Consider the following 19,477-nt stretch of genomic DNA (forward strand, 5'->3'; position numbering starts at 1 on the left):
ACCAGGTCAGCGACCTATACGAACGCGGGGCTGTCAGCATCCCCGAGCCCCGCGTGGAACCCCCGGGGCCGGGGTCGGGCCTGCGGCGCGCCACGGCTGTCGTGCTGGCCGGGCTGACGGCCTGACCAGCACGTTTCGCGACCAGCGATCGGATGCTTTCCGCTGGCCCCCTCAGCTCGGGTCGGAGCCGCCGTCGCCGCTGCCAGCGGGGGTCAGGCTGGCGGGGGCGGCGGTGGTCGGGGAGAGGTCGGACTGCTGTTCGAGCAGGAGTCGGCGGGAGATCCGGGCGAGGACGGGGCGGATGCGGGGGTCGAGCTGGGCGCGGTCGGCCTCGTCGTCGGCCAGCCGCTCGAGCAGCCATTCGGTCCAGGTGTCGCCCAGGGCGGTGACGACGGTGTGCCCGCGGTCGGTCAGGTACAGACGTTCGCCGTCGCGGGCGAGATGGCCGCCGGCGATCACCTCGTCGTAGAAGGAGCGCAGCACGCCGTGCGGGAGCCGGTGGTTGTCCTCGATGGTGGCGGGGCTGGTCGGCTGGTCGAGCAGGCGGTCACGCAGGTGCACGCCGAGCAGCGCCCGCCCACAGGGTCGGGAGATCGACAGTGACGCCGGAACGGGCGATGACCTCGCGGCTGGCGGCCCGGTCCCGCTGGCGGAGCAGGGTGGCGACCCGCGTTTCCAGTTCGGCGTCGGACGTTCGGTTCGCCGGCATGGCGAAGCCCTCGCCGGTGCCACGCACGGTGGTGCGGGCCGTCCCGCGCAGGGCCACCTGGGGGAGGGCGAGGGCGACCAGCAGGCCGACGACGGCGACCGGTACCGCCCACAGGAACACCGTGTGCACCGACTGCGCGTAGGCGTCGATCACCGGTGCGCGGGCCGCGGCCGGCAGGCTGTGCACGCCGGTTGGGTTCGTCACCGCCGACGGTGACACCTTCGCCCGCGCCAGCGCCCCGGGCAGGACGTCCGCCAGTGTGTTGGTGTAGACCGCGCCCATGATGGACGCGCCGAACGAGCCACCCAGCGACCGGAAGAACGTCACGCCGGACGTCGCCGCACCCAGATCGTGATAGTCCACCGTGCTCTGCACGACGATCGTCAGGATCTGCATGACCAGGCCGATACCGGCGCCGAGCAGCAGCATCGACAGGGACTGCACGAGGATCGAGGTGTGCTCGTCCATGCGGGACAGCAACCACAGCGCGACCGCCGTCACCGCCATCCCGACGATCGGGAACGGCCGGTAACGGCCGGTGGTTCCCACCTCCTGGCCGGAGCCGACGGCGGTGGCCAGCAGACCGAGCACCATCGGCAGGGTCCGCACCCCGGACATCGTCGCCGACGCGCCGGTCACGTACTGCAGGTAGGACGGCAGGAAGGTCAGCGACCCGAACATCGCGAACCCGACGATGAAACTGAGCACCGACGCGGTCGAGAAGACCCGGCTGCGGAACAGGCGCAACGGCAGGATCGGCTCCGCGGCCCGGCTCTCCACCACGACGAAGGCGGCCAGCGCCACGACGGACCCGGCGAACAGTCCGATGATCGTCGCGGAGCCCCAGGCGTACTGGGTCCCACCCCAGGAGGTGGCCAGCGTCAGCCCGCTGGCGCCGAGCGCGACGAACAGCACGCCCAGGTAGTCCACCCGCGCCCGGCGGCCCAGGGCCGCCGCGGCCCGGCCGGGGATCGTGCGGGCGGCCAGCGCCACCACGACGATCGCCAGCGGCACGTTCACGTAGAACGCCCAACGCCACGACAGATGATCGGTGAACAGACCGCCGAGCAGCGGCCCGATCACCGTGGTGACACCGAAGACCGCGCCGAGAGCGCCCTGGTACCTGCCGCGTTCCCGCAGCGGGATCACGTCGCCGATCAGCGCGGTGGCGGTCACGGTGATGCCGCCGGCGCCCAGCCCCTGCACCGAGCGGGCCACGATCAGGACGGTCATGGTGTGCGCCAGGCCGCAGAAGAACGATCCGACGATGAAGACCACGACGCTGAGCTGGAACACCCGTTTGCGGCCGAACTGGTCCCCGAACTTGCCGGACAGGACGGTCGCGATCGTCTCGGCCAACAGGTAGGAGGTGACCACCCAGCTCATGTGGCCGGCGCCGCCGAGATCGCCCACGATCGTCGGCAGCGCCGTGGAGACGATCGTCTGGTCGAGCGCCGCCAGCAGCATCCCCAGCATGATCGTGCCGAAGATCAGGTTGATCTGGGCGCGGGGCAGGACCGGCCGCGACTCGTCCTCGCCGGCCACCGGCTCGACCGGTCCGGACGGGTCGGCCGTTGACGCCCGCGCTCCTGCTGCCATGGCGCTGGCCTCCGTCCTGTCCACGCGGTGTCCGCAGGGATCGCGGTTCCGCGGAACCCACCGTCGGAGCATGGCGATGAACCTGTCCCGTCGCAAGCGGTGCGGTTCGGCCCGCTGGGCGCCGACCGTAGCCGTGGGCCCTGGCCGATCTCGTGGTGACCGAATGGCCGCCGAGGGTCCTGGGTAGCCTGCGGGTATGCCCATCCGCACCGATCGGCGCCCTGGCGCGATCGGGATGGCCTTCGTTCTGCTCCTGATCGGCCTGCTGGGCGGTCCGCCTGGCACCGGCGCGCGGCAGCAGGCTCCTGGCTTCGGCGAGCGCGTCGCGGCGGCGCCCGGCACGCAGCGGGGCGGTGCCGATGTGGCCGCGGTGGTCGGGGCCGTGCGGTCGGTGGAGGCGACCGCGGTGCGCCTGGACGCACGGGGTCGCGCCGCGACCCCGTGGCCGGCGGGGCAGCCGGTCGGATACGCGCTGGCCGCCGCGGTGGCGGGGTTGACGCTCGCGTTGTCGCGCCGGTCGCGGCGGCGGTCATGGGCGGCGGGTCGCCGGCGCGTCGTGGTGGGTGGCTGGGCGGCCCGTGGTCCGCCGGCTGGGTACCGCGCGCGCCGGTCGGTGCTGTCGCCTTCGTTCGGCTGAGCTGACGCCGGCCGGCGCCGGCAGGTTCGATCCGCTCCGCGCGCGCCGGAGTTCCCAGGGCGCTGTGTGCGTCCCGGGCCAGTTCAGCTCCCCGTCCGCCGGACGAACCCACCCGGACCAAAGGACCAGCCCATGAACACGGAATTTGCCTGGGACAGAATTCTTTATGCCACCCTGATTCTGGCGGCGATGTTTCTGGTGCCCGCCATTGTCGTCTGGCGGGATCAGCGGCGCGACCTACGCAGATTCGGGCCGGACGCCACCTCCCGTCCCGTCCGTTATGCTCCGGATGGTCAGGCCTACCGAGAGGGCCTGGCCATGCCGTTCTCTGTTACCCAACCGGAGCCGCGCAAGGCGGAAAGCGCCACGGGAAAGAGCGTGGAAGACGCCCCGGAGGCGCGGACGGCGCCCATCGCGCGGGTGGGGGGCGGCAGCCGGGGAAGGTAGTTTTGACAGCGGACGTCGGCTGATGGGGGCGTCCGCACGGGATGCGGGAGCCATCCTGGCCACGCCGCACCGCCGCGTCCGTCATCTTCTCACCCGTGCCTCCCGTGGCCGTGCCTCACGGGCGCCAGGGGAGCGGCGGCCACTGCCGGCGCAGGCGCGGCAGGTCGCGGGGATTCTTCGGGATGAGACGGTCGGTGGGGCGCTGCTGCTCGCCGCGACGGTCCTCGCCCTGATCTGGGCGAACTCGGCCTGGTCGGATTCCTACCACCGGCTGGTGGCAACGGCGGTCGGTCCGTCCGAACTCGGGGGAGTGGCGGTGCACCTGCACCTGTCGCTCGCGCAGTGGGCGTCCGACGGGTTGCTGGCGGTGTTCTTCTTCGTCGCCGGACTCGAGCTCAAACGCGAGGTCGTCGTCGGTGACCTGCGTGATCCGCGGGCCGCGGTGGTGCCGGTCGCGGCCGCCGTCGGCGGTGTGCTCGGACCGATCCTGCTCTACCTGGCGGTGAACCTGCCCAGCGGCGGCGGGCAGCCGGCGGGCTGGATGTCGTCCCCGCGCTGATCGCGGTGCTGGGGTTGGCCACGTTCGCCGTGGTGGTGCGCCGCTGGCCGGGCCGCTGGTGGCTGCTGCTCCCGCTGGCCCTGCTGACCTGGGGATGTGTGCACGCCTCGGGAGTGCATGCCACCGTCGCCGGGGTGCTGCTTGCCTTCACGGTGCCGATCAGTCCCGCCACACAGCGGCTCGAGCGGCGGCTGCGGCCGGTGTCCGCCGGGGTGGCGGTGCCGGTGTTCGCGTTCTGCTCGGCGGGGGTCACCGTCGGCGGGATCGCCGGGCTGGGTGACGCGCTGACCGGCCGGGTGGCCCTGGGCGTCCTCGTCGGGCTGGTCGTCGGCAAGGTCGTCGGCATCGCCGGGACGACCCTGCTGGTCGCCCGGTTCACCGGTGCCACCCTGGGCGTGGGGATCGGCTGGGTGGACGTGGTCGCCGTCGGGCTGCTCGGCGGGATCGGTTTCACGGTGGCGCTGCTGATGTCCGAACTCGCCTTCGGCGCCGGCAGCGCCCACGCCGACGACGCGAAGATCGCGGTGCTGGCCGCGTCCGTCCTCTCGGCGCTGCTCGCCAGCCTGCTGCTACGCCTGCGCCTGCGTGCCCGCCGGCTGAGCACGTCCGACCTGGACGGATGATCCCATCGCCGCACCGGCGATCGTCACCCCGCCGGGCCGACCTCGGGCCGACTTCCGACAGCGATCTCGGGACGGCTTCGAGCCGACCAGCGCCACACGGGTCGCCGCGGGGGAGAGGAACCCGGGCATCCCACGGTGACCCGTGTGGCAGCTGGCCGCGGGTCAGGCGAAGGCCTCCGACAGTTCGGTGCGCAGGACCCGGCGCAGGAGCTTGCCGCTCTCGTTGAACGGGAGTTCCTCGCGGAACTGGATGCGGTCGGGGGTCCGGCTGGAGCGCAGCCGGGCACGCACGTGCGCCTTGAGTTCGTCCTCGGTGACCTCGCCGGAGACGATGACGGCGGCGGCGACCCCCTCACCCCACTCCTTGCTGGGGATGCCGACCACGGCCGCCTCCCGCACGGCGGGATGCTCGAGCAGGACGGCCTCGATCTCACCGGGGGACAGGTTCTCCCCGCCGCGCACGATCACGTCGTCGAGTCGGCCGTGGACGAACAGGTAACCGCCCTCGTCGAGGTGACCCTCGTCCCGGGTGGGGAACCAGCCCTCGGCGTCGAGGCTGGTGCCGCGGCCGAGGTACTCGCCGGAGACCTGCCCGCCGCGCACGTAGATCTCACCGCGCTCACCGGGGGCCACCGCCTCGCCGATCGCGTCGCGGATCGAGACCTCCAGCGACGGCAACGGCCGGCCGACGGAGGCGAGCCGCGCCCGCACCGCCGGATCGTCGCTGGCGAAGGCGGCGGAGTGGTCGTCCGGGCCGAGCACCGCGATCGTGCTGGACGTCTCGGTCAGGCCGTAGGCGTTGACGAAACCGACGTTGGGCAACAGGCCCACGGCCCGCTCGATCACCGGCAGCGGCATCGGCCCACCGCCGTAGGACAGGGCGCGCATCGAGGGCAGGCCCTGACCGTCCGCCTCGATGATGTCGAGGATGCGGCCGAGCATCGTCGGGACGACCATCGCGTGGGTGATCGACTCGGCGCGGACCACCTCGACCCAGGCCCGCGGCTCGAAGGCCTCGAGCTGGTAGACCCGACGCCCCGAGTAGGTCGACGACAGCACCGCGGAGATACCGGCGATGTGGTACGGCGGCACGCTGACGATCGCGGCCTCGTCCTCACCGGAACCGGAGTACTCGACCGTGGTGATGATGTACTCGGTCAGGTTGCTGTGGCGCAGGACGGCGGCCTTGGGCTCGCCGGTCGTGCCGCTGGTGAACAGCAGAACGGCGATGTCGTCGGCGTCGCCGCCCCAACCATCGGACTCCTTGCCCTCCGGGTTCTCGGCCAGGGCCAGCGCGTCCGCCCGGTTCAGGTACTCGATGCCCTCGACCGGCCCGATCCGTTCGGCGACACCGTCACCGACGATGATCGTGGCCGGGGCGGTGCGGGCGACGATGGCCCGCAGCTGGGGGTCCGCCAGGCGGTAGTTGATCGGCACGAACGGCTTTCCCGCGATCGCCGCGCCGAACAGGGTCAGGGGAACGGCCGGGGAGTTCAGGTCGATCAGGCCGACCCGCTCGCCCGGCGCGGCCTCGAGCACGGCACCCAGGCGGCGTGCCCGGTGGGCCAGCTCGGCGAAGGTGACACCAGAGGCCTTCGGGCCGAGGGCGACCCGGTCGGCCATCCCGTCGGCGGCCATTTCGAGCAGCATCCCGAGGTGCATGCGACGACTCCGTCGGTCAAAGGTCAGGGTCTGGTCAGAGGTCAGGGCGATCCGCGTGCGGGTCGAGCGGGGATCGGGGTCAGTCCGAGGACGGAAGAGGCTTGGCGTCCTTGAGGGGCAGCGGGGTCGTCCCGATGGACAGCGAGCCCTCGCCGGCCTTGGTGCACAGCAGTTCCAGGCCCGAATCCGGGTCGGCGAACCGCTTGCCCAGCGGGGTACCGGTCGCGAACGACGAGTCCAGGGTGAGGTCGCCGGGTACCTCGTCGCCGACCGCGACGACCGGGTGGCCACCACAGCGCAGATCGATCGGGCTCTTGGCGGCCTTCACCACGATGATCTCGGTCGCGTCGACGACCGAGCGATACCGGCCCCCCGGCTTGGTGACAAGACTCACGTTTCTCCAACCTCCTTGTTGCGCGTTCCCCGGCAGGTGCGGAGCTACGCTCCCCTGTTTCTACTGCCAGGGGCAGAGCACGTGCCACCGGCTGCGGTGGCCGCAACACGACGGCTTCCGGGCCGTGCATGGCGAGGCGCGCTGGGTGCGCGGTGATGACCCCATCGTAGTAGATGGGCCCACTTCGGTGAAAAATGTAACCTAATGTGCCATTATTGCTACCCAGATGGGCCTGGTGGGGTGGGCCCCGGCAGCCGCAGTAATCGGACGGCGGGTGGGCCCACCGCGGGGCCGGCCATCAGATCGCAGCTCAGCGTCCGCAGCGCGGCGAGCTGCCCCGGTGTCATCACATCGGCCACCATCGCGTCGACGTCAAGCTCGTGGGCGAAATGGATGATCGCGGCGAGCGCCGCACGGCCCACCGGGCTGGTCTCGATCCCGTCCACGAAGGCCCGGCTGATCCGCAGGTAATCGGCGGGGAACCGGGCCGCGGACAGGACGACCGCCTGGGTCATCCCACCCTCGGCGATGCTGAGCGCCACCCCGAGGCGCGCCAGCCGCTCGTGGATCGCCATCACCGCCACCCCGTCGTTGACAAGCTGTCGCTCGCACACCTCCAGACACAGGCGGTAGCGGCCCGGTGCGCCCGTGGTGGCGAGCAGCTCGGCCAGCTCCACCAGGAACTCCGGCTCCAGCAGCACCCGGGTGGACACCGCGGTGAGCAGCACGGGTGGGCCGGCGGCGCGGGACGTGGCGTCCCAGCGGGCGACGGCCCGGCAGGTCCGGCCGATGGTCCAGCGGTCCAGCGGGACACGCAGGCCGTGCCGCTCGGGATCAGGGCGAAAGTCCGCCGGCGCGAGCAGGCCGCGCCGGGGATGACGCCAGAACGGCAGGGCCACGGCACCCGCCACCCGTTCATCGCGACCCCGGATCGGCTCGTAGCGCAGGGTCAACTCGTTGGTGCTCAGGGCGCGGCGCAGCTCGTCATCCTCGTCGATCCTGCTCGTGCGCCGGGCCCGCATCGACTCGTCGAAGGTCAGCCGGCGCCCCGGACCCAGCCGCTTCGCCGTGTACATCGCGAGGTCGGCCGCGCCGAGCAGATCGTCGCCGTCCACCGTGCCCGGTTCGGACAGCGCGATCCCCACACTCGCCGACACCGTGACCATCCGGTCATGCAGCGCGCAGGGCCGACCGAGCGCGGTCAGCAGTCGATCCCCGATCGCCTCGAGCTCGGCGGTCGATCCGACCCGTTCACACAGCACGGCGAACTCGTCGCCGGAGAGGCGACCGACGACATCGGCGGGCCGCACCGCCTGGACGAGTCGGGCGGCGGTCAGCGTCAGCAGCTCGTCACCCGCCTGATGACCCAGTGTGTCGTTGACGGTCTTGAAACCGTCCAGGTCGATGAACAGCACCCCGATGCTGGTCCCGTCGGTCTGGGCGCGGTGCAACGCGCGGCCGAGCCGGTCGAGCAGCGCGGCGCGGTTGGGCAGCCCGGTGAGCGGATCGTGCAGCGAACGCCGCCGGATCTCCGCCTCCATCCGCAGCCGCATCGCCGCGGCGCCGAGGACCGAGCCGGACGAGCGGACGAACTCCCGGTCATGGGCGGAGAACGGTGGCGCGTCCGGCCGGCGATCGATCTCGATGACCGCCAGCGGCCGATCCCCCCGCCCGACCACGACGGTCAGACTGTGCCGATGCCCGGGCAGGGGATCATCGCCGATCATGGTCGAGGGCTCGAGGCCGGCATCCGGCGCGGCCGTGGCGGCGGCGGCCGTGGCGGTGGTCGCGGTGGCGGTGGCCAGGGGGCTCAGGCGGCGTCCGTGCTCGTCGAGTTCGTAGATGCCCACGGAATCGGCCCGTAGATGGTCGGCGAGCATGCGCGCGGTGTGCGGCCAGATGGACGTCGCGTCCAGCGATTCCAGGGCCTGCTGGCCAAGATCGGCGATCAGCGACTGCTCCGCCGACCGGACCCGCAACGCGGACAGAGCCTGCTGGTGCCTGGTGACGTCGGTGGCCACACAGGTCACATAGCCGACGGCGCCGTCCGGCTCGAACACCGGCATGGCGTGCAGATCGACGACGCCCCCCGGAGCCCGCACCAGGCCGTGCGCCGGCTGACCGGCGAGGGCGATCCGCAGCAGATCGACGGCGTCCGGCAGTTCGGCGAACAGCGCGAACGCCGACGCCCCGGGGCCGTGCCGCGGATTCGGCGGCATCGCGTCGATCAGACCCTCGCTGGCATGCACGATCCCGTCGCGGTCGACGAGCAGCAGTGACACCGGACTGTGGTCGAGGATCAGCCGTAGCCGACTGTTCGCGGCGATCTCCTGGGAGATGTCCTGGAGCTGGCTGATCAGCTCGGTCTCGCCATCCTCACCCCGGACCAGGGCGTAGGTGGCCAGCACGTGCACCACCCCGCGATCCGGGCGCAGCAGCCGACCCACCCATCGCAGGCTCAGCTCCGGCATCGGAGGCAGATGATCGCCAACGTGCCAGATCTCGTCCTGGCCGGACGCGGTCACCTCCTGCCAGTGCAGCCCGACAAGGTTCGACTCGGACCGGCCGAGCAGGGCGCAGGCGGCTCGGTTGGCACGTCGGATGTGACCGGTCCGTGGATCGGTCGCCACCACTGCGATGTTCAGGCGTTCGAAGAGATCTACCCGATCCTCAGTCACATCCTGTCACCAACCCCGATCGCGGGACCGCCACACCTGCATACCCGGGCAGGCTCGGGCACATGCGGGCCGCCGCCGGTGACCAGCCGCCGAACTGGGCATCAGCCGTTGAACTGGGCACAGGTGTGATGGGGTGGTGTCCTGGCGCGACAGCCTGCCGGTGCGGACGGCACGACGATGGTGACGGCACGACGATGAGGGACGGCGAACAGCGATGGACCTGCAGCTGACGGGGCGCGTGGTGTTGGTGACCGGTGGTTCGGACGGACTGGGAGCGGCGCTCGTGCGCACCCTGGTCGCCGAGGGCGCCCGGGTGGCCTTCTGCGGACGTGACGAGGCGCGCCTGCACGCCGTCGCGGAGCAGGTCGTCGGGGGCCCCGGGGAGGCGTTCGGGCAGGTCACCGATGTGCGCGACCCGCGGGCACTGGCCGGGTTCGTCGCCGCGGCCACCGACCGCTTCGGGGCGGTGCACGCCCTGGTCAACAACGCCGGCGCCAGCAGCGCCGGACCGTTCGAGGAGCATTCGGACGAGGTGTGGCAGGCCGACCTGGACCTCAAGCTGTACGCGGCGGTCCGGGCCTGCCGTCTGGTGCTGCCGCTGCTGCGCGAAGCCGGCGGCGGGGCGATCGTGAACTCACTGGCGATCGGCGCCCGGGCCCCTGGCGCCGGGTCCACACCCACGTCGGTGACCCGGGCCGCCGGCCTCGCGCTGACCAAGGCGCTGTCGAAGGAGTTCGGCCCGGACGGCGTGCGGGTCAACGCGGTGCTCGTCGGCCTGGTGCGCAGCGGCCAGTGGGAGCGGGCCGCCGCCCGGGAGAAGATCGGGGTGGAGGACCTCTACCATCGGATGGGGCACAACTCCGACATTCCGCTGGGCCGGGTGGGGCGTGCGGAGGAGTTCGCCGACCTGGTGGCCTTCCTCGTCTCCGCCCGCGCCGCCTACCTCACCGGCACGGCGATCAACTTCGACGGCGGGCTCAGCCCGGTGGCATGACCGACTCTGCCAGCGCGATGGAGTCGGCCAGCGGGACGGGCCCGGGGTCGGGCCGCGCGACGGTGAGCGGCAGGCCGACCTGGAACCGGGTGTCACCGGGAACCGACTCGACGGTGATGTCACCGTGGTGCTTGTTCACCACGATCCGCCACGAGATGTCCAGGCCCAGCCCGGTGCCCTCGCCCACGGGCTTGGTGGTGAAGAACGGCTCGAAGATCCGCCCCCGGATCGCCGGGTCGATGCCGGGACCCGAGTCGCCGATCTCGACGACGAGGCGGTCGCGGTCCCGGTCGGCGAAGGTGCGCACGGTCAGGACGCCCCGGTGGTCCATCGCCGACGCCGCGTTGTCGATCAGGTTCGTCCAGACCTGGTTGAGTTCGGCGGCGTAGGCGGGGAGCGGGGGCAACGAGCGGTCGTAGTCGCGGCGGATGTCCACGTCCGGGCCGATCTTGCGGCCGAGCATGACGAGTGTGCTCTCGAGCAGTTCGTGGATGTCGACGGTCTGGAACGGCGCCCGGTCCATCTGCGAGTACTGCTTGGCGGCCGTGACCAGCGAGGAGATCCGGGTGGTCGAGTCCTCGATCTCCCGCATGAGCAGTTCGCTTTCGATGGTGTAGGTCAGCCACCGCACCGCGCCGGCGACCACCCCCGGTGGCACCGAGTCCGCCACATGGTCAAGCCAGTCGGGTTCGAGTCCGGCCTGCACGAAGATCGGCGCGATGTCCCACGCGTCGTCGATGCCGTGCTCGTCCAGCCAGTCGCCGAGGATGTCCTCCCGGTCGGCGGTCTGCATCGGGGTCAGCGTCGGGGCCTTCGCGACCCGTTCGACGGCCTCCTCCTGCAACCGGATCAGCGACTCCAGCTCCGGACGTTCCCACGGCCCGGCCGCGATCATCCCCAGCTTGTGGCGCATCCCGGCGACCCGTTCACGCAGCGCCGCCGTCGCGCGTACCGCGGCCGCGGCCGGGTTGTTCAGCTCATGGGTCAGCCCCGCCGACAGCGACCCCAGCGCCAGCAGCCGCTCCCGCTGGCCGATGACCTGCTGGGTGCTCTGCATGCCGAAGAACAGCCCCTCCAGCAGATGCAGGGCCATCGGGAACCACTCCCGCATCATCGCGGCGACGTCCGCGGCATCCAGGGCGAACAGCCGGCTCGGCGTGGTGACCCGCATCGAGTTCTGGTACAGCTGCGGCATCCGGTCGCCGAGGTAGGCGTGCCAGGCACCGGCGTACACCCCCGGCTGGTCGGCGCGGACCACCTCCACGTCATCCCCGGCGACCCGGGTGGACAGCACCACCGAACCCTCGACGAGCACGTAGAAGCAGGTCGCCGGCTCACCCTCGGCGTAGACCGGACCCGGTTCGAGCGCCTCGACCCGTCCTCGGTCGCACAGCCAGTCGAGCTGGTCATCGTCGAGCTTCTCGAACAGGAACAGTGTGCGCAGCTCGTCCTTACCGCACCGGACCTTCGTCACGACCCGTTCTCCCGTTCTCCCGAGGACCGATGTTTCCCGAGTGTCAGTGGCCGGCGAGGGTCAGTTGTTCCCTGAGGGTCAGTTCTTTCCTGAGGGTCAGTTCTTTCCTGAGGGTCAGTGGCCGGCGAGGTAGCGGTGCACGAGGGCGATGGCCATCGCGCCTTCGCCGACGGCGGAGGCCACCCGTTTCACCGACTCGGCCCGGGCATCACCGGCGACGAACACGCCGGGCACGGACGTCTCCAGGTGGTACGGGTCGCGCGACAGCGTCCAGCCGGCCGGGCGGCTGCCGTCGACCATCAGGTCCGGACCGGTGAGCAGGAAGCCGCCCGCGTCCCGGGCGAGGACGCCGTCCAGCCAGTCGGTGCGCGGCGCGGCACCGATGAACACGAACAGCCACTGGGAGTCGACGGTCTCGGTCTCGCCGGTGGCGTTGTCGCGCAGGGTGAGCCGCTCGAGGTGGCCGTCGCCCTCGGCCGCGATCACCTCGGTACAGGGGCGCACCGTGATCGTGTCCACCGCGGCGATCTGCTGGATGAGGTAGTGCGACATCGACGCTTCCAGGGACGGGCCGCGCACCGTCAGGGTGACCCGCCGGGCGTGCCGGGCGAAGTGCATCGCCGCCTGCCCGGCCGAGTTCGCTCCGCCGACGATGTAGACGTCCTGCCCGGAACACGAGGGAGCCTCGGTCAGCGCCGAGCCGTAGAACACCCCGCGGCCGGTGAACTCCGCCAGGCCCGGGGCAGTCAGCTGCCGGTAGGACACCCCGGTGGCGAGCACGACCGTGTGGGCGGAGATCTCCTGCCCGTCGCCGAAGCGCACCGTGCGGGCGGGACCCTCGACGGCCAGCGCCACCGCGTCCCGCGTGGTGAGCACCTCGGCGCCGAACTTGACGGCCTGCCGGCGGGCCCGGTCGGTGAGCTGGGCGCCGGACACACCGTCCGGAAAGCCGAGATAGTTCTCGATCCGTGAGCTCTGCCCGGCCTGACCGCCGGTGGCCATCCGCTCGACGAGCACCGTGCGCAGCCCCTCGGAGGCGGCGTACACCGCCGAGCCGAGGCCCGCCGGGCCGCCGCCGATCACGACGACGTCGTAGAAGTCCTCGGCCGGGGTGGTGCTCAGGCCCACCCGGTCGGCCAGTTCGCCGTCGCTCGGGTCGGTGAGCGCCGTGCCGTCCGGGATGATGACGACGGGCAGCGTGTCCGTCGAGGCCCGCGCCGCGGCGAGCAGCCGGGTGGCCTCCGGCTCGTCGCACAGGTACCAGCGGTAGGGAACCTGGTTGCGGGCCAGGAAGTCACGCACCTCGTAGGAGCGCGCCGACCAGCGGTGCCCGACGACCCGCGTCTCGGCGACCGGACTGTGATCGGTGGCCGCCCATGCCTCCAGCAGAGCATCGACGACCGGGTACAGCTTCTCCTGCGGCGGGTCCCAGGGTTTGAGCAGGTAGTGGTCGAGATCGACGACGTTGATCGCGTCGATCGCGGCGTTCGTGTCGGCGTAGGCGGTCAGCAGCACCCGGCGGGCCGTGGGAAACAGGTCCATCGCCTGCTCGAGGAACTCCAGGCCGTTCATCCCTGGCATCCGGAAGTCGGCGAGCAGCACCGCGACCCGGTCACCGCGCAGTTTCATCTCGCGTAGCGCGTCGAGCGCCTGCTCGCCCGATTCGGCCCGCACGATCCGGTAGCGCTCGCCGTACTGGCGGCGCAGGTCGCGGGCCACGGCCCGGGAGACGCTCACGTCGTCATCGACGGTGAGGATCGCCGGGCGGCTGCGCGCTCGTTCGGCGGCGCTCGCCTCCGTCATGCTCGTGGCCGGTGCGGTCGTCATGGGTGCCCCTCGGGATGGGTCGGACGTTCCGTACGCCTGCGCAGGGAAAGTCTAGGACGAGTAGGCCATCGTCGCGGCCCGTGCGACCTGCATGAATCGGGTTAATCGGGCGTATCGGCCGGGCTGGCCGGTGTGTGGCAACGCGGCGCGGTTTCTCTGGGCCGGGTGGGTGGGCGCCGACCGGAGCGCCGCTTCGGCGAGCGGGAACCGGCGGGGCCCGCCGGTGTCGGCCAGGTGTCCATCGAGAACCGGTTTTTATGCTTCGCCGCCTCCTAATATGAACCGGTGCGCATTCGACGGGCAGTAGCCGGCTGGAGCGTGATGGCACTTGCCGTCGCGGTCGTCCTGCTGCTGACGATCACACTCGTTGTGCATGGCCGGGCGCGGGCGGCGCGACTATCACCCGACAGCGGGTTGCTTCATGCCGTCAGCGCCGCGCTTCCCGGGCCGTCGGGTACGCCAGCCTGCACATCCACGGTCGAACGAGCGCCGGTCGGCGGGTCGCGGATATTCGTGCACAACGGGGTACGGCGGCACTACGTCCTGTCGCCGCCGCATTTCTACAACGCTCGTCAGACCTATCCCGTCGTCGTTGACTTTCATGGTTTCAAAGCCGACAGCGGGTTGGAGGAACAGCGGTCGAGAATGGGTGCGATCGGTGCCGGCCGGGAGTATTTCGTGGTGACGCCGGACGCGCTGGGCACACCGTCGCGCTGGAACACCCCGGGGAGTCCGACCGCGGCGGACGACCTCGGCTTCGTCGATGCGCTGCTGACCGACCTCGCGGGGCACTACTGCCTGGACGCGGCGCGGATCTACGCCACCGGGCACTCCAACGGCGCCGAGTTCGCCGCGGCGCTGGTCTGCGCCTCGCCCCGGTTCGCCGCCGTGGCGATGGTGTCGTCCACCTTCGCCGTGGTCTGCCCCGACGGCCGGGCACCGGCGACGATGGCCGTGCACGGAACCGCCGATCCGTCGGTTCCCTACGCCGGTGGCCGGGTGGTGGGTGCCCCCGCGCCGGTGCCCGCGGCACTGGCCGTCATCCGCGGCTACGCCGGTCGCTACCGCTGCGATCCGCGGCCCGAGTCGTCGCATCCGATCGTCGGTGTCGTCGCCCTGCGCTACACCGGCTGTGCCGGGGGCGGTGAGGTCCGGCTGGACACGGTGATCGGCGGCACCCATTTCTGGCCGTCGAGCCCCGAGGCGCGCCGCGACCGGGCGACGTCCAAGGCGGGCCGCACCTTCGACGCCACGGGCGCGATCCTGGACTTCTTCGCCGCGCACCGGCTCGCTTCGTAGGCTGAGACAATGACCGAGCGCCTGTACTTTCGCCAGTTGCTGTCCGGTCGGGATTTCGCCGTGGGCGACCCGGCCGGCACCCAGATGGTCAACTTCGTGTATCTGGTCGGTGATCGGGAGACGGGCGAGGCGATCGTCGTTGACCCGGCCTACCGGGTGAACGACCTGCTTGACGTGCTGGCCGCCGACGATATGCGGCTCACCGGGGCGCTGGTGACCCACTACCACGCCGACCATGTCGGTGGTTCCGCCTTCGGGCTGGAGATCGAGGGCATTCGGGCGCTGCTGGCCCAGCAGAACGTGCCGATCCACGTCAACCGGGCCGAGTCCGAATGGATCCGCACGTCCACCGGTGTCGCCGCGTCCGACCTCGTCGACCATGACGACTCCGACGTGGTCATGGTCGGGCGCATTCCGATCACCCTGCTGCACACCCCCGGGCACACCCCGGGCAGCCAGTGCTTCCTGGTCGACAACCGGCTCGTCGCCGGCGACACCCTGTTCCTGGAGGGCTGCGGCCGGATGGACCTGCCCGGTGGCGATGCCGGCCTGATGTACGACAGTCTGCGTCGCCTCGCGGCGCTGCCCGACGCCACCACGGTCTTTCCCGGCCACCAGTACTCGCCGAAGTCGTCCGAGGACCTGCCGGTCGTCAAGCGGATGAACCACGTGTTCCGCCCGTCCAGCGCCCAGCAGTGGAAGGCCATGCTCGGTGTCGGCTGACCCGGTGCGGGTCGTCTGCCTGCAGCTGGCCTGCCCGGACGAGGAGAGCGCCGCCGACCGGGTGCGCCGGGTGCTCGCCGAGCTGCGCCGGGTCGAGGCGGACCTGGTGGTGCTGCCCGAACTGTGGGCCACCGGGTTCTTCCACGTCGCCGACTACGACGCGCAGGCCGAGCCGCTGACCGGCCCGACGCTGACCGCGTTGCGCGAGGTCGCCCGGGAACGCGGTTTCCACCTGGTCGCGGGCAGCCTGGTCGAACGGGCCGACGACGGTGCGCTGCACAACACCGCGGTGCTCGTCGGCCCCGGCGGGGACATCCTGCACACCTATCGCAAGGTTCATCTGTTCGGCCATGACGGGGCGGAGACCCGGCTGCTGACCCCGGGCACGGACGTGCGCGCGGTGTCGACCGAGCTCGGCCGGATCGGTCTGGCCACCTGCTACGACCTGCGTTTCCCCGAACTCTTCCGGCAGCTGGCCGACGACGGTGCCGAGCTGGTCGCGGTGGTGTCCGCGTGGCCCGCGGCCCGCGTCGAACACTGGCGGGTCCTCGCCCGGGCCCGGGCGATCGAGAACCAGACGCAGCTCGTCGCCTGCAACCTGGCGGGCCGCCACGCCGGCCGGGAGCTGGCGGGTACCAGCCTGGTCATCGACGCGTGGGGAACAGTGCTCGCCGAGGGCGACGCCGCACCGGGGACGGTGGTGGCCACCCTCGACCGGGATGGTCCGGCCACGGTGCGCGCCGCGTTTCCGGTGCTCGCCGACCGTCGCCTGGGCTTCGCCGCCCCGACGGTCGGCGTGCGATGACGGGCGGGTTCGACGGGCCGCGGGTGCTGGCGGACCGCGGCGCGGCGTTCGCCGAGTTCTGGCGGGAACGGCAGCTGTGCAGCCTGACGACCGTGCGTCCCGCCGGCGGGGTGCACGTGGTCGCGGTCGGCGCCACCCTTGACCTGGCCACGGCCACCGCCCGGGTGATCACCTCCGGGCGGTCCCGCAAGGCCCGGATCATCGCGGACGGTCCCGCGGCCGGCACCGTCGTGGCACTGTGCCAGATCGACGGACGACGGTGGTCGACCCTGGAGGGGCTCGCCGTCGTGCGCGACGACCCGGACAGCGTCGCCGATGCCGAACGCCGCTACGCCCAGCGTTACCGCGAGCCGCGGGTCAACCCGCTGCGGGTCGTGCTGGAGATCCGGGTCACCCGGGTACTCGGCAGCCTCTGACGGCGAGATCCGGTGCCGGAGCTCGCCGTCAGAGCCCGAGCCCGATGCCGGCGGACGTGGCCCGGCTACGGCGCGGGTCGCCGCGGCCACCGACGGGCAGTAGTCCGGGTCGGCCCTCAGCGAGCCGGCTCCTCCGGGGCGTCCTGCCAGGGGAAACGGACCGTGACCGCCGTCGGTGTCGACCGTCATCGACCCGTCGATCCCGGCGATGCGCTCACCGAGGCCGGTCAGGCCGCTGCCGCCGCGCGGATCCGCGCCGCCGATGCCATCGTCACCGATCCGCAGCCGCAGCGAGCCGTCATCGGCGCGGTGCAGGTCGACAGTGGCGTCCGTGGCCTGGCTGTGTTTGCTGATGTTGGTCAGTAGCTCGGCGGTGGTGAAGTAGATGATGCCCTCGAGCGCGGCGGCCGGCCTCGCGGTCAGCTCCACCGTCACCAGGGTCGGGACGGTGCAGCGATCGGCGAGGGCGGCGAGCGCCGCGGGCAGGCCGCGGTCGGTGAGGATCGCCGGGTTGATACCGCGGGACAGATCCCGCAGCTCGACCAGGGCGAGTTTCACCTCGCCGTGCGCCTCGGCGATCATCTCGGCCACGGCCTGGGGATCCTCGGCGAGGATCTCCTTGGCCATGCCCAGGCCGATGGCCAGGGCGACGAGCCGGGCCTGCGCCCCATCATGCAGGTTGCGTTCGATCCGCCGCAGGTCGGTGGCGGCGTCCCGGGCCGCCCGCTGGTTCGCCGTGGCCTCGCGCACCCGCTGTTCCACCCGCGCTGACGGGGCGAGCAGACCGGTGACCATCGCCCGGTCGACGGCCACCAGCATCCGGGTCGCCCCGGGCAGCACCACCCAGGCGACCGTGAGCAGCAGCAGCGCCGCCACGAAACTCAGGATGCCCCACGGCAGCCGGATGAACAGGAACAGCGCCTCCCGCCAGGCGACCGGGTCGCCCAGCGTGGCAAGCCCCGGCCCGCGCTGGCCGGGACGCCGGGACGGGGGGTGGGAAGGGGTAGGGATGCGCAGGCCCAGCAGACGGCGCGCCCTGGCCCGCTCCAGCGAGCCGAACGCCCGGCAGATCCGCAGCCCCGCGACCAGCACCGGAATGCCGACAACCGTGACGGCCAGGCCCACACCGAGGGAGATCACCACGGTCACGACAACGAACCCGACCAGCGACAACGGCAGGTTCAGCAGCAGGTGGAGCAGCCCACGCCAGGTCACCGCGTCGGCGACGAGCCAGGCCCGTTCACGCACTCTCGGGGTGGGGTGCGAGATGGTCACGTAAAGTGATCCTCCCGTCGCTCCCGCTCAACCGGGCTATTATCCGCCCGTCCTCTGGAGGGCCGCTCACGAGGTGGCCCGAGAGTACCGCGATCGTGGGTAGTTCGAGACTTTGTCGGTGGGGGATGATTGTCTTCTCGTAGACCCGCAGGGCATCCGCTTCCCATCCGGAAGCGGTCGGGCGACCACGAGGAGCTTGCGGTCATGAAACTTCTCACGGCCACGGCGTACGGGTAGGGCCTGCGCGTCGACGATTTCCACTGGGCGGTGGAAGGCGAGCTCGTCACCCTGCGTGCATTCTGCGATCTGCATCTGGACCGTCCGCACGGGCGATGCGAGTGCGGCCGGGTCTTCGTCGGTCTTGGCTCGCACTACGGCACCACCACGGCCATGGTGCGCCATCTGCCCGGAATCACCGAAGACGACTATCGCGACGCGCTGTGCCACAGTCTCGACGCGCAGGGGTGGCCGGCCGCCGACGCGGAGGCGGAGGCCACGCGCCTGATCGCCGAGGTGGAGCGCTGGCCGGTCGGGGCGATCATCGAGCGTTTCGCCGACCGCCTCGCGATCCGCGCCCTGTCCGACGCCGACATCGGCCGCGTGCCTGGTCGGCACTGATCGTCGCCCGGCTGCCCGGCTGCCCGGCTGCCCGGCTGCCCGGCTGCCCGTTGGCCGGGGGTCGGGGCCCGGCCTGGCCTGGCCGCGGCGGCCGTCAGGACGCTGCTGGCAGCACCGAGGACGCGAGTGGGGGTTCGGGGGCTGCGGCCGTGGCGTCGCCGCGAGAGCCCGCGCCTCGCGGCGCCCACGCGGGGTGCGGCCCCATGGCTTCGTGGTCGACAGCACGGTCGCGGTGATGAACAGCAGGTTCATCACCGTGCCGCAGACGACCAGCGCCACGGTCTGGGCCGGATAGCCGGCCGCCGCGGTGGCACTGTGCTTGACGGAGGCGACGATCAGTGTGCGGATCACCGCCCCTCCGCTGATCACGGCCACCACGGTGATGCTCAGCTTCACCACGATCCACCAGTGCCGCAGCAGGCCCCAGCGGGTCTTCACCGACAGCACGACACCGGTGATCAGGGTGAGCAGCGCCAGCGGGATGTCGAGGGTCCGGTCGATGACGTGCATCAGTTCATAGGCCGGGTGCCGCAGATCCGGATCGATCGCGGCGGTGCTGGCGAGGACCAGCTGGCAGAACGCGACGCCGTTCCAGCCGACGCTCACGATGATGTGCAGGGTGAGCAGGGCCGTCCGCAGCGGCTTGCGCAGCTGGGGCCGCTTCGCCGGGCCACCCGGGGACTTCTTCCGGCTTGGTTGCGGGGCCGGCTCGGCGGAATCCGTGGAGCTGGGAAAGGT

The 19,477-nt window shown here is 71.7% G+C and carries 18 protein-coding genes and 1 pseudogene; 10 read left to right on the forward strand and 9 right to left on the reverse strand.

Going from position 1 to position 19,477, the window contains the following annotated elements; all coding sequences use genetic code 11:
* Positions 1-171: 171 nt before the first annotated feature.
* A complete protein-coding gene (locus G6R24_RS24445) occupies positions 172-561 on the reverse strand; it encodes a hypothetical protein (protein WP_175087800.1) in 390 nt (129 codons plus the stop codon).
* The gene (locus G6R24_RS08475) at positions 548-2,308 is read right to left on the reverse strand and encodes an MDR family MFS transporter (protein WP_175087801.1); all 1,761 of its coding nucleotides are present in this window, start codon (positions 2,306-2,308) and stop codon (positions 548-550) included. Before G6R24_RS08475 ends, G6R24_RS24445 begins: the two co-directional genes overlap by 14 nt.
* Before the next feature lie 196 nt (positions 2,309-2,504).
* Between G6R24_RS08475 and G6R24_RS08480 the strand changes: the two genes are divergently transcribed.
* From G6R24_RS08480 to G6R24_RS24455, 4 genes are all read left to right on the forward strand, one after another.
* Entirely contained in the window at positions 2,505-2,945 is a 441-nt protein-coding gene (locus G6R24_RS08480; RefSeq protein ID WP_163548609.1) for a hypothetical protein, read from the forward strand.
* Between the two features lie 132 nt (positions 2,946-3,077).
* Entirely contained in the window at positions 3,078-3,392 is a 315-nt protein-coding gene (locus tag G6R24_RS21635; protein ID WP_175084623.1) for a hypothetical protein, read from the forward strand.
* Positions 3,393-3,414: 22 nt separating this feature from the next.
* Positions 3,415-3,951 (forward strand): Na+/H+ antiporter NhaA, encoded by a 537-nt coding sequence (locus tag G6R24_RS24450; protein WP_225438285.1) that lies wholly within the window; start codon positions 3,415-3,417, stop codon positions 3,949-3,951.
* Positions 3,952-3,965: 14 nt separating this feature from the next.
* The gene (locus G6R24_RS24455; RefSeq protein WP_225438286.1) at positions 3,966-4,574 is read left to right on the forward strand and encodes a Na+/H+ antiporter NhaA; all 609 of its coding nucleotides are present in this window, start codon (positions 3,966-3,968) and stop codon (positions 4,572-4,574) included.
* A 162-nt stretch (positions 4,575-4,736) separates the two neighbouring features.
* On the opposite strand, the gene G6R24_RS08495 is transcribed toward G6R24_RS24455, so the two are convergent.
* The 3 genes from G6R24_RS08495 to G6R24_RS08505 form a co-directional block, all read right to left on the reverse strand.
* On the reverse strand, positions 4,737-6,236 hold the full coding sequence (locus G6R24_RS08495) for a class I adenylate-forming enzyme family protein (protein WP_163548610.1): 1,500 nt from the start codon (positions 6,234-6,236) through the stop codon (positions 4,737-4,739).
* Positions 6,237-6,315: 79 nt separating this feature from the next.
* Positions 6,316-6,630, reverse strand: a complete 315-nt coding sequence (locus G6R24_RS08500; RefSeq protein WP_163548611.1) for a hypothetical protein — start codon at positions 6,628-6,630, stop codon at positions 6,316-6,318.
* A gap of 218 nt (positions 6,631-6,848) precedes the next feature.
* Entirely contained in the window at positions 6,849-9,308 is a 2,460-nt protein-coding gene (locus tag G6R24_RS08505; RefSeq protein WP_163548617.1) for a sensor domain-containing protein, read from the reverse strand.
* Positions 9,309-9,522: 214 nt separating this feature from the next.
* Here G6R24_RS08505 and G6R24_RS08510 point away from each other — a divergent pair, with 214 nt between their 5' ends.
* Entirely contained in the window at positions 9,523-10,302 is a 780-nt protein-coding gene (locus G6R24_RS08510; RefSeq protein WP_163548618.1) for an SDR family oxidoreductase, read from the forward strand.
* Here the strand turns inward: G6R24_RS08510 and G6R24_RS08515 are convergent.
* Positions 10,286-11,776, reverse strand: a complete 1,491-nt coding sequence (locus G6R24_RS08515) for an ATP-binding protein (RefSeq protein WP_163548619.1) — start codon at positions 11,774-11,776, stop codon at positions 10,286-10,288. The genes G6R24_RS08510 and G6R24_RS08515 overlap by 17 nt on opposite strands.
* A gap of 114 nt (positions 11,777-11,890) precedes the next feature.
* Positions 11,891-13,579: an NAD(P)/FAD-dependent oxidoreductase gene (locus G6R24_RS08520; protein WP_163548624.1), complete on the reverse strand. Its 1,689-nt coding sequence runs from the start codon at positions 13,577-13,579 to the stop codon at positions 11,891-11,893.
* Between the two features lie 345 nt (positions 13,580-13,924).
* On the opposite strand from G6R24_RS08520, the gene G6R24_RS08525 reads away from it, so the two are divergent.
* The 5 genes from G6R24_RS08525 to G6R24_RS22125 all read left to right on the forward strand — a co-directional run bounded on the left by G6R24_RS08525 (position 13,925) and on the right by G6R24_RS22125 (position 17,212).
* Complete coding sequence (locus tag G6R24_RS08525; protein ID WP_163548620.1) at positions 13,925-14,902, forward strand: CE1 family esterase; 978 nt, start codon at positions 13,925-13,927, stop codon at positions 14,900-14,902.
* A 9-nt stretch (positions 14,903-14,911) separates the two neighbouring features.
* Positions 14,912-15,625 (forward strand): MBL fold metallo-hydrolase, encoded by a 714-nt coding sequence (locus tag G6R24_RS08530; protein ID WP_163548621.1) that lies wholly within the window; start codon positions 14,912-14,914, stop codon positions 15,623-15,625.
* Positions 15,615-16,430: a carbon-nitrogen family hydrolase gene (locus G6R24_RS08535; RefSeq protein WP_225438287.1), complete on the forward strand. Its 816-nt coding sequence runs from the start codon at positions 15,615-15,617 to the stop codon at positions 16,428-16,430. The genes G6R24_RS08530 and G6R24_RS08535 overlap by 11 nt, the downstream gene beginning before the upstream one ends.
* The gene (locus G6R24_RS08540) at positions 16,427-16,846 is read left to right on the forward strand and encodes a pyridoxamine 5'-phosphate oxidase family protein (RefSeq protein WP_163548622.1); all 420 of its coding nucleotides are present in this window, start codon (positions 16,427-16,429) and stop codon (positions 16,844-16,846) included. Before G6R24_RS08535 ends, G6R24_RS08540 begins: the two co-directional genes overlap by 4 nt.
* 162 nt (positions 16,847-17,008) lie before the next feature.
* Positions 17,009-17,212 carry a hypothetical protein gene (locus G6R24_RS22125; protein WP_225438288.1) on the forward strand — a complete coding sequence of 68 codons (204 nt, stop codon included), beginning with the start codon at positions 17,009-17,011 and terminating at the stop codon, positions 17,210-17,212.
* Between the two features lie 198 nt (positions 17,213-17,410).
* On the opposite strand, the pseudogene G6R24_RS22130 reads toward G6R24_RS22125, so the two are convergent.
* Both G6R24_RS22130 and G6R24_RS24460 read right to left on the reverse strand, forming a co-directional pair.
* A pseudogene (locus tag G6R24_RS22130) lies at positions 17,411-18,121 on the reverse strand (sensor histidine kinase); the annotation flags it as partial.
* 66 nt (positions 18,122-18,187) lie between these two features.
* Positions 18,188-19,477: hypothetical protein (locus G6R24_RS24460; protein WP_163548623.1), on the reverse strand; the 1,290-nt coding region annotated here is incomplete at its 5' end.

Origin of the sequence: Candidatus Frankia nodulisporulans, from assembly GCF_902806475.1 — a bacterium.
Taxonomy (GTDB): Bacteria; Actinomycetota; Actinomycetes; order Frankiales; family Frankiaceae; genus Frankia; species Frankia umida.